The 14,058-nt window shown below is 34.2% G+C and carries 18 protein-coding genes; 15 read left to right on the top strand and 3 right to left on the bottom strand.

Annotated features, from left to right (window positions below):
- Positions 1-85: 85 nt before the first annotated feature.
- The 11 genes from J5Y03_RS03715 to J5Y03_RS03665 all read left to right on the top strand — a co-directional run bounded on the left by J5Y03_RS03715 (position 86) and on the right by J5Y03_RS03665 (position 8,866).
- Positions 86-1,249 (top strand): D-alanyl-D-alanine carboxypeptidase family protein, encoded by a 1,164-nt coding sequence (locus tag J5Y03_RS03715; protein WP_209402663.1) that lies wholly within the window; start codon positions 86-88, stop codon positions 1,247-1,249.
- Between the two features lie 140 nt (positions 1,250-1,389).
- Complete coding sequence (gene spoIIAA, locus J5Y03_RS03710; protein WP_209402661.1) at positions 1,390-1,740, top strand: anti-sigma F factor antagonist; 351 nt, start codon at positions 1,390-1,392, stop codon at positions 1,738-1,740.
- Positions 1,740-2,180, top strand: a complete 441-nt coding sequence (gene spoIIAB / locus J5Y03_RS03705) for an anti-sigma F factor (protein ID WP_209402659.1) — start codon at positions 1,740-1,742, stop codon at positions 2,178-2,180. Before spoIIAA ends, spoIIAB begins: the two co-directional genes overlap by 1 nt.
- Positions 2,181-2,192: 12 nt before the next feature.
- Positions 2,193-2,951, top strand: coding sequence for an RNA polymerase sporulation sigma factor SigF (gene sigF, locus J5Y03_RS03700; RefSeq protein WP_209402657.1), 759 nt, complete (start codon positions 2,193-2,195; stop codon positions 2,949-2,951).
- A gap of 994 nt (positions 2,952-3,945) precedes the next feature.
- Positions 3,946-4,572: a stage V sporulation protein AA gene (locus tag J5Y03_RS03695; protein ID WP_209402655.1), complete on the top strand. Its 627-nt coding sequence runs from the start codon at positions 3,946-3,948 to the stop codon at positions 4,570-4,572.
- The gene (locus J5Y03_RS03690) at positions 4,550-4,978 is read left to right on the top strand and encodes a stage V sporulation protein AB (RefSeq protein ID WP_209402653.1); all 429 of its coding nucleotides are present in this window, start codon (positions 4,550-4,552) and stop codon (positions 4,976-4,978) included. The genes J5Y03_RS03695 and J5Y03_RS03690 overlap by 23 nt, the downstream gene beginning before the upstream one ends.
- Before the next feature lie 20 nt (positions 4,979-4,998).
- The gene (gene spoVAC / locus J5Y03_RS03685; RefSeq protein ID WP_209403124.1) at positions 4,999-5,454 is read left to right on the top strand and encodes a stage V sporulation protein AC; all 456 of its coding nucleotides are present in this window, start codon (positions 4,999-5,001) and stop codon (positions 5,452-5,454) included.
- A 16-nt stretch (positions 5,455-5,470) separates the two neighbouring features.
- Complete coding sequence (gene spoVAD / locus J5Y03_RS03680; RefSeq protein WP_209402651.1) at positions 5,471-6,478, top strand: stage V sporulation protein AD; 1,008 nt, start codon at positions 5,471-5,473, stop codon at positions 6,476-6,478.
- An 11-nt stretch (positions 6,479-6,489) separates the two neighbouring features.
- Positions 6,490-6,840 carry a stage V sporulation protein AE gene (spoVAE, locus tag J5Y03_RS03675; RefSeq protein ID WP_209402649.1) on the top strand — a complete coding sequence of 117 codons (351 nt, stop codon included), beginning with the start codon at positions 6,490-6,492 and terminating at the stop codon, positions 6,838-6,840.
- Positions 6,841-6,846: 6 nt separating this feature from the next.
- The gene (locus J5Y03_RS03670; protein ID WP_209402647.1) at positions 6,847-7,416 is read left to right on the top strand and encodes a stage V sporulation protein AE; all 570 of its coding nucleotides are present in this window, start codon (positions 6,847-6,849) and stop codon (positions 7,414-7,416) included.
- Positions 7,406-8,866, top strand: coding sequence for a spore germination protein (locus J5Y03_RS03665; RefSeq protein WP_245208722.1), 1,461 nt, complete (start codon positions 7,406-7,408; stop codon positions 8,864-8,866). The genes J5Y03_RS03670 and J5Y03_RS03665 overlap by 11 nt, the downstream gene beginning before the upstream one ends.
- Positions 8,867-9,341: 475 nt before the next feature.
- Here the strand turns inward: J5Y03_RS03665 and J5Y03_RS03660 are convergent, their stop codons facing one another.
- Positions 9,342-10,211, bottom strand: coding sequence for a DUF1002 domain-containing protein (locus J5Y03_RS03660; protein ID WP_209402643.1), 870 nt, complete (start codon positions 10,209-10,211; stop codon positions 9,342-9,344).
- A gap of 182 nt (positions 10,212-10,393) precedes the next feature.
- Between J5Y03_RS03660 and J5Y03_RS03655 the strand changes: the two genes are divergently transcribed.
- Both J5Y03_RS03655 and J5Y03_RS03650 read left to right on the top strand, forming a co-directional pair.
- Complete coding sequence (locus tag J5Y03_RS03655) at positions 10,394-10,831, top strand: peptidylprolyl isomerase (RefSeq protein ID WP_209402640.1); 438 nt, start codon at positions 10,394-10,396, stop codon at positions 10,829-10,831.
- 246 nt (positions 10,832-11,077) lie between these two features.
- On the top strand, positions 11,078-11,437 hold the full coding sequence (locus J5Y03_RS03650) for a GNAT family N-acetyltransferase (protein WP_209402638.1): 360 nt from the start codon (positions 11,078-11,080) through the stop codon (positions 11,435-11,437).
- Between the two features lie 301 nt (positions 11,438-11,738).
- Here the strand turns inward: J5Y03_RS03650 and J5Y03_RS03645 are convergent, their stop codons facing one another.
- Positions 11,739-12,263 carry a DUF309 domain-containing protein gene (locus tag J5Y03_RS03645; RefSeq protein WP_209402636.1) on the bottom strand — a complete coding sequence of 175 codons (525 nt, stop codon included), beginning with the start codon at positions 12,261-12,263 and terminating at the stop codon, positions 11,739-11,741.
- A 115-nt stretch (positions 12,264-12,378) separates the two neighbouring features.
- Positions 12,379-12,498 (bottom strand): YjcZ family sporulation protein, encoded by a 120-nt coding sequence (locus J5Y03_RS03640; protein ID WP_209402634.1) that lies wholly within the window; start codon positions 12,496-12,498, stop codon positions 12,379-12,381.
- 208 nt (positions 12,499-12,706) lie between these two features.
- On the opposite strand from J5Y03_RS03640, the gene J5Y03_RS03635 reads away from it, so the two are divergent.
- Together J5Y03_RS03635 and scpB are read left to right on the top strand one after the other, a co-directional pair.
- On the top strand, positions 12,707-13,477 hold the full coding sequence (locus tag J5Y03_RS03635; protein WP_209402632.1) for a segregation/condensation protein A: 771 nt from the start codon (positions 12,707-12,709) through the stop codon (positions 13,475-13,477).
- Entirely contained in the window at positions 13,477-14,058 is a 582-nt protein-coding gene (scpB, locus tag J5Y03_RS03630; protein ID WP_209402630.1) for an SMC-Scp complex subunit ScpB, read from the top strand. The genes J5Y03_RS03635 and scpB overlap by 1 nt, the downstream gene beginning before the upstream one ends.

Here is a 14,058-nt window from a genome sequence, read left to right as displayed (position 1 = left end):
ATATTTTGGAAATATTTTTCAATTCTATCTGTTTAAACACTCTTCATTTGGCAAAAATAGGGAGGAATAGAATGGAGGGTTATGGATGAGAAAGGTTTTACTAACCATTTTTACGAGTGTAATAGCACTTTCGTTTACTTTACAGATCGTTAATGCTAAAGAGCCAGAAGTGGAGTTAGCGAAAAGCGCATTATCTTCTGTAGTGATAGAACAAGATACAGGAAAAGTTTTATATGAAAAAGATGCGAATAAAGAATTACCGCCAGCAAGTATGACAAAAATTATGACAATGCTTTTAATTATGGAACAAATCAATAAAGGAAAATTAAAGTTGTCAGATAAGGTAATGACAAGTGAATATGCAGCATCAATGGGAGGATCACAAATATTTTTAGAGCCAGGAGAAGAAATGACTGTTGATGAAATGCTGAAAGGGATTGCAATAGCATCTGGAAATGACGCATCAGTAGCGATGGCTGAAAAAGTTGCAGGGACAGAAGAAGCATTTGTTTCAATGATGAATAAAGAAGCAAAGAAATTAGGTTTAAAGCATACCCATTTTAAAAATACAACTGGGCTACCTGCTCCAGGACACTATTCTTCTGCATATGATATGGCCGTTATGGGAAGAGAATTATTAAAATATCCATTAATTACGAAATATACAGGAACTTATGAAGATTATCTTCGCCAAAAAACAGACAAACAATTTTGGCTAGTTAATACAAATAAGCTTGTCAAGTTCTATCCAGGTGCAGATGGATTAAAAACAGGCTATACATCTGAAGCTAAATATTGTTTAACTGCAACTGCAAAGAAAAATAATATGCGTGTCGTCAGTGTCATAATGGGAGCGCCTACATCAAAAGATCGAAATGCCCAAATGACAAAGTTATTAGACTACTCGTTTAATCAATTTCATGTGAAGTCCTTAATTAAAAAAGGTGAAAAAGTCAATCAATTGAAAATTAGTAAAGGTAAGCAAAAAGCGGTAGATGTGGTAACAAAAAATCCAGTAACAGTTGTTATGAAAAAAGGAGATAGCTTGAGCAAAGTTTCAAAAGATATCTCACTTTTAAAGAATATCCAAGCACCTGTTAAAAAAGGTCAAGTTCTTGGTCAATTAAAATTAATAAAAGATGGTAAAACATTAATGAAAACGGACCTTGTAGCAAAAATAACAGTCGAAAAAGCTAGCTTCTTTGACTTGTTAAAGAGAACGATTGGGAAGTTTTGTAATACTCCATAGTTTTTATATCGACAGCTATTTTATTGAGTATTGATTAAAATAAAAGATTTGTAAGAATAGCACTAGTTTTGTCATCGAGAAGGAAATTGAAATGGCTGCATAGAAACTCTCAATAACCGCACAAAAGGGAGGTTGTTGGAGTGAGTCTTTTTATCGAATTAGAAGTGAAAGAAAATATCTTATGTGTGAGACTAGCTGGCGAGTTAGATCACCACACCGCTGAAGATTTACGATTACAAGTAAACGAAGTTCTGGAAAAGGAAAGCATTCAGCATATTCTTTTAAACCTTGAACAACTTACGTTTATGGATAGTTCAGGATTAGGAGTTATATTAGGACGATATAAAGTAATTAGAAATAAAGGAGGAGAAATGGTCGTTTGCTCGATTTCTCCATCTATTAAACGTTTACTTGATATGTCAGGTTTATTCAAAATTGTTCATCTTGCTGAAGATGAAATGAATGGCTTATCAGTTTTGGGGGTGGCATAATGCGTAACGAAATGAACCTTCAATTTTCTGCACTAAGTCAGAATGAATCTTTTGCAAGGGTAACAGTTGCAGCGTTTATAACTCAATTAGACCCTACTCTTGATGATTTGACAGAAATTAAAACAGTGGTTTCCGAAGCCGTAACGAATGCCATTATACATGGATATGAAAATAATCCTGAAGGCATTGTTTATATTTCAGTCGTTTTAGAAGAGCAATGTGTAACCTTAACAATTCGCGATGAAGGTGTGGGAATTGCTGATTTAGATGAAGCTATGCAGCCACTTTTTACATCGAAACCTGAGCTTGAACGATCAGGAATGGGATTTACCATAATTGAGAATTTTATGGATCAATGTGAAGTCTCATCTACTGTAAATGTTGGAACAACGATTACTGTAAAAAAATATTTAAAAAATAGTAATGCCTTATGTAATTAAGGAGAATAGCCTATGGACGTAGAAGTCAAGCAAGATCAAAGCCGTGCGCAATTAAAAGATAGCGAATTAAAAGCATTAATAAAGCGCAGTCAGGAAGGCGATCAATTGGCTAGAGACAGCATAGTAGGGCACAACATGAGACTCGTGTGGTCAGTTGTTCAACGCTTTATTAATCGTGGTTATGAGCCAGATGATTTGTTTCAAATAGGATGTATCGGTTTATTAAAATCGGTTGATAAATTTGATTTATCATATGACGTTCGTTTTTCAACCTATGCTGTTCCAATGATTATTGGAGAAATCCAACGATTTATTCGAGATGATGGAACTGTAAAAGTAAGTCGATCTTTAAAAGAGACAAATAATAAAATTCGTAAAGCAAAAGAGGAACTGAGTAAATCTTTAGGTCGTATTCCAACAATAAATGAGATAGCTTCATTTATGGAAATTACTCCTGAAGATGTTGTACTGGCTCAAGAAGCAAGTAGGTCCCCTTCATCTATTCATGAAACGGTATATGAAAATGATGGCGACCCAATTACTCTACTTGATCAAATAGCTGATAATCACGAAACAAATTGGTTTGAAAAATTTGCACTAAAAGAAGCGATCAAACAGCTCGATGAACGTGAAAGACTTATTGTATATTTACGTTACTATAAAGACCAAACACAGTCAGAAGTTGCCGAAAGACTAGGTATTTCACAAGTGCAAGTATCTAGACTTGAGAAAAAAATATTGAATCAAATGAAAGACCGTATTGAAGGGTAATCCTTTAATACGGTTTTTTATTTTGGCTATTTTCGTATATATTGTTGCTATTTTAGAATGCGTTAGTTGATAACAACTCCAGGTTGCTCCCTTTCCGTGGGGCGTGAGCTGAGCCTCCTCGGCAAGCCTGCGGGGTCTCAGCCTTCCCGCTAATCCCACAGGAGTCTCGCACCTTCCGTTGTAATCAACTTCTGTCTTTAAAATAATAAATCTCAAAAGCAACAATCTTTTAGAAAAGAGACATCAATGCTAATACGTTCGCACTATGACTAATGAAAATAAGGATTCATCCTATAATTATTGTATTTTAAGATATTATTTTCAAGGCAGCCATTATTTTTAAGTTCTGTCTTCTATGTTACAAAAAATGTTATCGAAATGACAGCACTGTTCTTCAAATCAAGCATCTGTTTGTTAATACCAATATGTCTATAAATAGACCTAAATTGCCAGAATTATATCGGTTTTGCTTTTTAAACAAGATAACATTTATAAAAAATTTTTGAATCCCTTACTTACTTACTTATCAGTCATATCCTTCTCTTTTAAAGAAAAGATGACCTATATGACGTTTCGAATTTATTAATAGCATAAACCTATGCAGTCTATCGATTTACAATACTCTTTAGCTTATTTGTAAAAGTTTCTTTCCAATTTTTTCATCTGAAAGATTGTTGTTCTAAAAACGCTTTGTCATTGAAAAACATTGATAATGTAGTTGATTGGAACGGAAGGTTGCTCGACTCCTGTGGGAGATGCGGGAAGGCTGAGACCCCACAGGAGCGATAGCGACGAGGAGGCTCAGCTCACGCCCCTAGGAAAGCGAGCATCCTGGAGTGGAAATCAACTTACAACATCTAAAATAGCAACAAAGTATAAGGAAACAGCACTTTTAGTAGTACCATAAACATCAAAAAATGAGTAAATTCTGGTAGTTGATACATACTATTAAAAAATTAGTTTGTATTGTGAAGTCATTTTTGGAGGGGATGGTTTGAAAAAGGTTTTGTACATCAAACTTTTAAATAGAAGAAGAGTGGTGGAAAACTCGATTGTTCGTTTAGGGGATGTAGCGAAAATTAGAGGAAATGAAATAGATGTTAGTCAGTTAAATGAGATTATCATTCATCAGATTCAAAAATCGGATGGAAGTCATGTAATGATTGATATCTTAGACCTTGTACCTTTGATTCAAGAAGTTGAACCTGATTTATCAATCGAAATAGTTGGTGTAACAATGTGCATTTTAGAAATAATCCCCTTAAAGAAAAACGAAAACAAGCTATTTTTTTGGTTTGTCTGGATTCTTTTATTTGTTGGCTCTTCTCTAGCAATCATCTATTTTCATGAGGATGTCAGTATGCAGAAAGTACAACAACGTATTCATTATATGATTACAGGAAACTATAGTAGAAAACCACTTTTGTTTCAAGTCCCTTATTCATTAGGATTAGGAATTGGAATGGTACTTTTTTTCAATCATTGGTTTAAAAAGAGATTAAATGAAGAACCAAGTCCTCTTGAAGTCGAGATGTTTCAATACCAACGATCATTGGATGAATTTATGATGATTAACGAAAATAAAAGAAGTGATGAAGATGATCTTAAACATCACACGTGATGTCATAACAGCATTTGTAGGATTCTCTGGTGGAATAGCTGTTGGTACTGGGTTTGTAGCATTTCTTTCAGTCGTAGGAATAATTCCGAGACTTACACAAATAACAAAAACTATATCAAAATTGCGTTCATTCGAAAGATCTGTTTTATTTGGAAGTTTATTTGGATGTTGGATTAGCTTACGCGATACAGTTTTATACCTTCCTAACATCTTTCTTGTCATAATTGGAGGAATATCTGGGATATTTATTGGCATGCTTGCAGCTGCCTTAACAGAAGTATTAAACGTATTTCCCATCCTAGCAAAAAGAGTAGGTATTCAAAAGAAAATAGTTTATTTATTAATGGCTATAGCCCTTGGAAAAGTGTTTGGTTCTCTATTTCATTGGATTTATTTTGTACCTTAAATCTTTAATAGAAGGTGACAATAGTGGAAGGAAAGCTAAAGGACAATTATAAGAATGAAATTAAAAAATATCAGCCGAAGCCAAAATTGCTTCTTAATTGTATAAGGGCTTTTTTAGTGGGGGGGCTTATCTGTCTACTTGGTGAAGTAATTACAAAAATTTTTATAGGTTATTTTGGGTTTACTGAAAAAAATGCTGGTAATCCTACAGTTGCTACGCTTGTATTGCTTTCTACACTACTAACAGGTATAGGAGTTTATGACAAGATTGGACAATACGCGGGTGCTGGTTCATTAGTTCCTGTAACAGGTTTTGCAAATTCAATGGCAAGTGCTGCAATTGAACATCGAAGTGAAGGACTTGTTCTAGGAGTTGCTACAAATATGTTTAAGCTTGCTGGAAGTGTCATTGTATTTGGAGTTGTATCTGCATATATTGTTGGTTTAATAAGATATGCATATAGGGTGTTTTTTTAGGAGTGTGATTTAATCAATGGCATTAGTAGGAAAACAAACATGGGAATTCACAAATGGTGTATATGTACAATCCACAGGTACTGCTGTCGGCCCAACGGAAAAAGAAGGACCTTTAAGTGAAACCTTTGACTATTCATTTAATAATCTACACTGTGATGAAGAGAACTGGGAGTTAGCAGAAAGAGCATTAATGAGAAAAGCAATTCAAATTTGTATAGATAAAAGTGGTAAAAATACTGATGATATCGATGTGTTTCTTGCTGGTGATTTATTGAATCAAAATATTACTGCTAATTTTATGGCGAGAGAAATACAAAGACCATTTCTATGTTTGTTTGGTGCATGTTCTACTTCGATGGAAACGACTGGTGTAGCTGCATCTTTAATAGATAACGGATATGCAAATATTGCATTAGCAGCCACTAGCAGCCACAATTCTACTGCTGAGAGGCAGTATCGTTATCCTACGGAATATGGTGGCCAAAAACCTGATACTGCTACATTTACAGTGACAGGTTCAGGTTGTTTATTACTATCAAGAGAAGTAGCAAGCATTCGAGTGAAATATGCAACAATCGGAACGGTACAAGATTTAGGAATAAAAAATCCATTTGACATGGGTTCAGCGATGGCACCAGCTGCAGCTTATACAATCGTTCAACATTTTAAAGATACGAATACAATGCCTCATGATTACGACTTAATTGTCACTGGAGATTTATCAGCAGTGGGAGCTCCGATTTGTCGTCAATTAGTAAAAGACGAAGGGTATGATGTTAGTAAAGTTTACGATGATTGCGGATTATTAATTTTTGATAGGGAACATCAAAAGGTTTTTTCTGGTGGGAGTGGCTGTGGTTGCTCAGCGGTAGTAACATATGGACACTTGTTTCAAGAAATGAACAGAGGTACATATAAAAGGATTTTAGTAGTAGCAACAGGAGCGCTTTTAAGTCCTACAATGATTCAGCAAAAAGAGTCTATCCCAACAATTGCTCATGCAGTTGTATTTGAGAGCACTTAGGAGGTGGTCTTATGATCTTTATGAATGCATTTATAATAGGGGGACTAATCTGTGTAATTGGACAGTTATTATTAGATGTAGTAAAACTAACTCCTGCGCACTTGATGAGTTTGTTTGTAGTGATTGGTTCTATTTTAGATGGTTTTGGTTTGTATGATAAATTAATTAATTTCGCAGGAGCAGGTGCTACTGTTCCAATAACTAGCTTTGGTCACTCGTTATTACATGGTGCAATGGCTGAAGCAAAAGACCACGGATTAATTGGAATTAGTATGGGAATGTTCTCGTTAACTTCCACAGGTATATCAGCTGCTATCTTATTTTCTTTTTTAGCATCACTTATTTTTAAACCAAAAGGATAATCAATTATGAAAAGAAAAAAAATCATTATTGTAACTGATGGAGATGTCTATGCTCACCGTACTATTCAGTCTTTAGCAAAGGAATTTGGAGGGTGTACAATTTCCTTATCACAAGGGAATCCAACTTCATTTTCAGGTAAACGAATGGTAGAAATCATAATGCAAGCAAATAAAGAACCTATTTTTGTTCTATTTGACGATAGTGGTTACATGGGGGAAGGTCCAGGAGAAAGGGCTTTAAAATATGTTGCTAAAGATAAAAATATAGAAGTATTAGGAATTTTAGCTGTAGCATCAAATGCGCATCATATGGAATGGACGAAAGTAGATGTAAGTATGGATAATGAAGGCAATTTAACATCGTATGGTGTAGATAAATATGGAGTACCAGATGTTGAGTTTGGAAGAATAAATGGAGATACTGTTTATTGTTTAGATCAGATAAATGCCCCTTTGGTTGTTGGAATAGGGGACATTGGGAAAATGAATGGCAAAGATGACATTGAGATTGGTTCCCCAATCACGAGAAAAGCAATTGAGTATATTCTTGAAAGGAGTGGATTCCTTGACGAATGATCAAAAAGGAACTAATTTGTATCCGAAAATAATCGATAATGCAAATGTATTTAAGAAACGATTAGGTTTAGGTGTAAGTTTTGATGCAGGTAATCGAGTTTTTCATATTAATTCAACTGAAGTAAATCTTTATTATGTGAGCGGTTTAACAAATACATTTTATATTCAAATGATTTTAGAGGAATTAATGTCATTAGATAATTTTGAAACAGATAAAACTGTATTTCAACTTGTTGAAGAGAAAATCGTTAACCAATCTGTTTTAATTGTTAAAACATTTGAAGAGGCAATTCGATTCATTTTTTCAGGGCTCATCGTTATTATTGTAGATGGTGAGGATAAAGCATTTGTTGTTGATGTTCGAAGCTATCCAGGTAGAAATCCAGCAGAACCCGACACAGAAAGAGTTGTAAGAGGTTCTAGGGACGGATTCATCGAAAATATCGTTATAAATACAGCCCTGCTTCGACGTAGAATTCGAGATGAAAATTTACGACATGAACTGATTAGGGTTGGAACAAGTTCACAGATGGATATTTGTATAGCATATATTGAAGGCATCGCAAATAAAGATTTGGTTGACGAAATTCGTAATCGTATAAACTCCATTAATGTAGATGGTTTATCGATGTCAGAGAAGAAGTTAGAAGAATTTATAATGGAGCAAAATTATAACCCTTTTCCACTTGTGCGTTATTCGGAACGACCTGATGTTGTTTCAAATCATTTGATTGAAGGGCATGTTGCAATTATCGTAGATACATCTCCTAGTGTAATGATCACACCGATCACATATTATCATCTTTTACAGCATGCAGAGGAATTCAGGCAAACACCTGCTGTAGGAACCTTTTTAAGATGGGTACGCTATATGGGCGTATTTATGTCCTTGTTTTTATTACCAATATGGTTATTACTTTGTATGCATCCAGAAATTTTGCCATCAGGATTATCGTATATAGGGCCAAAGGAAACGAGTAATATTCCTATTTTTTTACAGTTAATAATCGCTGACATTGGAATTGAATTTTTACGAATGGCAAGTATTCATACACCAAATGCGGTATCTACTTCAATGGGAATTATAGCAGCAATTTTAATTGGACAAGTCGCAATTGCAGTAGGCTTATTTCAATCAGAAGTCGTACTATATACAGCCATTTCAATGATTGGTTCATATTCTACTCCTAGCTATGAGCTAGCTCTAGCAAATAAATTAGCAAAATTTATTATTTTAGTCGTAACAGCTATATTTGGTATCAAAGGTTTTATGGTTAGTTCAACAGTATTTATCTTATTTTTAGTGAGTTTAAAAACATTGAACACACCATATATGTGGCCATTTATCCCATTTGATGCAAGAGCATTTTTCCACTTTGTAATTCGAACAAAAGCAAGTGAAAACAAAAAGAAAAAAGGTGGCAAAACAATAGGAGACGCAACTTTGTAGCTCGAAAAGTGTAGTAGGCTTGCTTAGCTCTGAAGGACATTGGAGCGAATAACAAAAGGAAGTGTGCATTTCACTTCCGTTGTTATTTGCGAAATGGCCGAAGAGCTAGCCTACGGAACTAGACAGACAGAAAAGCGGAGGCAACCCGGTTATCTCCGAAAGGCGTTGGAGCACCAAGCAAATGAAGTGTGGTTTTCACTTCAATTGCTTGGTGTGAAACGACCGAGGAGATGGTTGCGGGAGCTAGACAATAAGAAAAGAGTAGTAGGCTTGCTTGGCTCTGAAAGACATTGGAGCGAATAACAAAAGGAAGTGTGGTTTTCACTTCAATTGCTTGGTGTGAAACGACCGAGGAGATGGTTACAGGAGCTAGACAGACAGAAAAACGGATGCAACCTGGTTATCTCCAAAGTCATTTAAGGAAAACAACAAAAAACCGTATAGGATTTAATATCCTATACGGTATTCATAAGCTTTAATTGAATATTGATAAAATGGCATTAAATAAAGCAGAGAAAAATTCTTTTAATTTCTGAATAAAGGATTTTCCTTCATCAGAATGTAAGAATGCAGAAATATGATCTTTTGCTTTTGTTAATTGGTTACCAACTTGGTCCCAGTTAATATTTAAGTTTTTCATTTTATCAAATAAATTTACTAAGCTATCTATTTGAGCATCAGTCAATGTAATGCCTAATTCTTTAGCTAGTTTTTTAATAAGTGTACGAAGGTCATCATCAGACATATTTGGATTTTTAGCAACAGCTTCTTTTACTTTTGCTACAAGTTGAACTGCTTTATCATTACCAACTGAATCACCTAATTTAGCTGTTTGAACCATTTCTTCATTCGCAACTTTTTTAACTGCATCAGAAATAGGTTTTCCAGAACTAATTTCATAGGCTTTCATAATACCAGTAAGTGCTGCAGTCCCTGAAACCGGGAATGGAGCAGTTATGTAGATGTTCGCATCTTTTAACCCAGCAGTTATAAGAGCATTTGTATACATTGCTTCTGTTACCCAAGTGATATTTTTAGTTTGTACGACAAGACCTGTATTTTTTTCACCGATTGTTACCTTCGCAGAGGATAGTGATCGAGTTCCGATTTGTGAATTAGGAACTGTGCCATCTAAATATTTATGTTCTTCCTGATTAGTTACTGTAACCATTTGTGCATCTGAAGGTGCATTCATTTCTTTAAGAATCATATTTTTTTGAGATTCAGATAAATTTTGTCCAAGTGTAACGATTGTGTCACCAGGTGCCGAGTCAGCTAATACGCTGCTATATGGCATAGCGATTATTCCTAGTGTTAAAGCACATGCAAGTAATTTTTGTTTCAAAAGAGAAACACTCCTTCTAAAAAAAAGATTTAAAACTATATATTTATTATAGTCTTTTTTAAAAACTTGTCATCATTTTTTCTTTTTTGTATGATTAAGTATGCAATTCTATCATATTCGGGTATGATGGTTAATAGGACAAAGTGTCTAAAAATACATAAATTTAATTGGAGGTTTTTCAATTGAAAAAAGCTAGTATTACTTTTGAAAATGGAGAACAAATACTTATTGAACTTTACCCCGAGCATGCTCCTGGTACTGTTGAAAATTTCGAAAAATTAATCAAGCAAGGATTTTATAATGGATTAACTTTTCACCGTGTAATTCCTGGTTTTGTTAGCCAAGGGGGAGACCCAAATGGAAATGGAACTGGTGGTCCAGGATACACAATTAAATGTGAAACAGTAGGAAATCCAATGAAACATAAAGCTGGCGCATTATCAATGGCACATGCTGGTCGTGATACTGGTGGTAGCCAATTCTTTATCGTTCATGATCCACAGCCTCATTTAGATGGTGTACATACTGTATTTGGTCAAGTAATCGAAGGAATTGATACAGTATTAAGAATGCGTAATGGTGACGTAATGCAAGAAGTTAAAGTTTGGGACGAAGAATAGTTCAAAAGAAATAACTTTGCACTCTCTACATCGTAGAGAGTGTTTTAAAATTCAGATAAGAAATCGCTTTCTTTTGTCAAATTTCAGCTATTGACACGGGAAAAGTTAAAATATATATTGGAAATATTGAAATATTTGTAACGGTTTTTTAGAGGAATAATAGAATAATAGTAATGATGAGTAATCATAATTTTTCAGCGTCAAATTGACTGTAAGAATCAATTTGATTATCTAAGAGGGGTAAACATGTTAATAAGGTATAAAAAAACGTATGAAAAAATTGCAATGGGCCTGCTTTCGTTTATGCCAAATGAAAAAGATGTTAAAAAGCTGATGAACACCATTAAAGATTACGAAACGAATGATCAATACCAGCTATTTTTATGGAAGCAAGACGATGTAGTAGGTATTATTGGAATTGAGATTTTGGCGAATAATAGTATCCTAATTAAACATCTAAGCGTTAACCCTTCCTTTCGTAACCAGGGAATTGCAACTTCTATTTATGAAGAAATTCAAAAAATGTATAAAAATTACACGTTTCAATTTACTGATGAAATTAAGTCATTTATTGAACATTGCAATATTGGCATAAATACATTATAAAATAATAAAAGAGCTATCTCATATTACAATAATCTGACCCAATAAACATTAGGTCAACAAATTGTAAGAGATAGCTCTTTTATTTTGGATCTTTTCTAAAAGATTGTTGCTATTAAGATTTAAATACAGAAGTTGATTCGGGCGGAAGGTGCGAAACTCCTATGGGAATAGCGAAGGATGAGACACCTCAGGCTTTCCGAGGAGGTTCAAGCTTCGCCCCACGGAAAGGGAGCATCCTGGAGTTGTACTCAACTAACGCATTCTAATACAGCAACAATGATACGAAAACAGCCTATATTTTTTAATGTTTTTCTTTCATTAGATGACGGACAAGTAAATTCTTTTCTCGTTCATTAATCACTTCTGTTCGATCTCTTAACGCATGCTTATGTACAATTGAATCGGGAACAACTTCAAAGACGGTAAATTGTTCCTTTATTCGATGAAAATTATTCTCGAGTGTTTTGTTTTCAATTGGCAATGAAATCGGAATAAAAGGTAAATTATGATCAATTCTTTCTTTTAATAATTGAACTGTCTTCATAAATTCATTAAAATTTAAGCCCACTTGTTCTACTAAAATTCTGTTTTGTGCAAAATTAACTACATGTCTCATTAATTTTGTTGCGCCAACTAAATTTCCTCGTCTTTGATGATATAAAACGACCGATAATCGAATTAAACCTAACCATGAAGGTTTGAAGGATTCGTTTAATTCACATTTCCATTGGTCCTCTAATACCTCATGACACTCAAAATAATCATAACTATAATTGAAAAAACCTAAATACTGAAGGTAACGTTGATTTTTTGTAAAATGTCCCACTATTACGATCCCACCTATCTATTTACTAAAAGTGTATCAAAAAATAGATAGTAGAAAAAGAAGAAAGCTTAAGACCCATTCTCAAGCTTTCAAAGTGTTTTAATTTACAGTTAAATTAGCAAAAGCTGATACATGCGCATCCAACAATGATTAACAAAATAAATAAGACAACTATTAACGCAAAGTTACCGATGTGATGGTGATGAAACGATTCAACTCCGACCTTTCCCCCCATGTTAACTCCTCCTTGAAATCGTATTAAAAACCTACACTAATATCATATGTAAAAAGGGTAAAACGTGTATAGGCGTTTGACGATATCCAATTTCGTACAATCAGAAAATATAAAATAAAACTGAAGTCTATATTGTTTCAAAGGATTTTACTATATACTATAGTAGAGAAAATATACATGAATTATAGAAAAGTTGGTTGGTGAAAGTATGAAGCACTATGAGGTGAAGATTGATGCATTTGAAGGCCCTTTGGACCTGCTTTTACATTTAATCCAGCGCTATGAAATAGATATATATGATATACCTGTATCAGTCATTACGGATCAATATGTTTCGTATATTCATACAATGAAGATACTAGAATTAGATATAGCTAGTGAGTATCTTGTAATGGCGGCAGAGCTGCTTGCGATGAAAAGTAAAAGTATTCTTCCGAATCATGATGAACAGGCAGATTGGGATGCTGTTTTTGAAGAAGATCCAAGGGAAGAATTAATGAATCGATTAATTAAATATAAACAATTTAAAGAGGTTGCAGTTACTTTACATGAACGTGAAGAAGAAAGGGCAAAAGTATTTACTAGAACTCCTGTAGATTTAACGGAATATTACCCTAGTCACGATAATATAGCTTTACCTACGGATATTACCATTTACGATATGCTTGGAGCATTACAGAAGTTAATGAAGAGGAAAAAAATTCAAGAACCTCTTCAAACGAAAATTGTAAGGGAAGAAATTTCAATTGAACGTCGCATGGACGAAATAGTGCGGTATTTAACGCAAATAAAAGATCGAACAAGCTTTATGGACCTATTCCCATATGGAGATAAAGAAAGCATTGTTGTAACTTTTTTAGCGTTGTTAGAGTTGATGAAAACTAAAAAAATAGTTGTTGAACAAGTAGATAATTTCGACGATATCTTCATCACATCAAAAGATGTATACGAGGAGAGACAAATGGAGGTATTAACATAATGGATGACAAAAATCAATTAGTCGGAGTAATAGAAGGGTTACTCTTTGTTGCAGGTGATGAAGGCCTTTCGGTAACTGAGCTTGCGGAAACATTAGAAATAAGTAAAGATGAAGTAGTAAATTTAATTGAAAGATTAAGAGATGGATATAGTGATGAATCGAGAGGATTACAAGTAACAATCCTTGCAAATCGATATAAGCTTACAACAAAACGGAGTCATGGTGAATTCTTTCAAAAGTTAATAGAAAGCCCGACAAACTCAACTTTATCACAAGCTGCTTTAGAAACCTTAGCAATTGTAGCTTATCAACAACCGATTACTCGAACTGAAATAGAGGATATCCGCGGAGTTAAAACTGAAAAACCACTTCAAACGCTTGCTTCTAAATTCTTGATAAAAGAAGTTGGACGAGCTGAAGGGACTGGACGTGCTATTCTATATGGCACAACTTCAGAGTTCTTAGATTATTTTGGTTTAAAATCAATCCAAGAGCTTCCACCACTACCAGATGATTTGAAAATAGAAGATGTGGCAGAAGAAGCTGATCTATTTTTTAGTAAATTCGAGAAAGATAAATAA

Origin of the sequence: Gottfriedia endophytica (assembly GCF_017814275.1) — a bacterium.
Lineage (GTDB): Bacteria > Bacillota > Bacilli > Bacillales > Bacillaceae_G > Gottfriedia > Gottfriedia endophytica.
This window is presented reverse-complemented; position numbering and strand designations above follow the sequence as displayed.

Excerpts from the sequence above, each read along its gene's own strand:
- spoVAE (WP_209402649.1), top strand. The coding sequence starts at position 6,490 with ATGATCTTTATGAATGCATTTATAATAGGGGGACTAATCTGTGTAATT.
- sigF (WP_209402657.1), top strand. The coding sequence starts at position 2,193 with ATGGACGTAGAAGTCAAGCAAGATCAAAGCCGTGCGCAATTAAAAGAT.
- J5Y03_RS03640 (WP_209402634.1), bottom strand. The coding sequence starts at position 12,498 with ATGGGGGGAAAGGTCGGAGTTGAATCGTTTCATCACCATCACATCGGT.
- J5Y03_RS03635 (WP_209402632.1), top strand. The coding sequence starts at position 12,707 with ATGAAGCACTATGAGGTGAAGATTGATGCATTTGAAGGCCCTTTGGAC.
- scpB (WP_209402630.1), top strand. The coding sequence starts at position 13,477 with ATGGATGACAAAAATCAATTAGTCGGAGTAATAGAAGGGTTACTCTTT.
- spoVAD (WP_209402651.1), top strand. The coding sequence starts at position 5,471 with ATGGCATTAGTAGGAAAACAAACATGGGAATTCACAAATGGTGTATAT.
- J5Y03_RS03650 (WP_209402638.1), top strand. The coding sequence starts at position 11,078 with ATGTTAATAAGGTATAAAAAAACGTATGAAAAAATTGCAATGGGCCTG.
- J5Y03_RS03670 (WP_209402647.1), top strand. The coding sequence starts at position 6,847 with ATGAAAAGAAAAAAAATCATTATTGTAACTGATGGAGATGTCTATGCT.
- J5Y03_RS03690 (WP_209402653.1), top strand. The coding sequence starts at position 4,550 with ATGATCTTAAACATCACACGTGATGTCATAACAGCATTTGTAGGATTC.
- spoIIAB (WP_209402659.1), top strand. The coding sequence starts at position 1,740 with ATGCGTAACGAAATGAACCTTCAATTTTCTGCACTAAGTCAGAATGAA.
- J5Y03_RS03715 (WP_209402663.1), top strand. The coding sequence starts at position 86 with ATGAGAAAGGTTTTACTAACCATTTTTACGAGTGTAATAGCACTTTCG.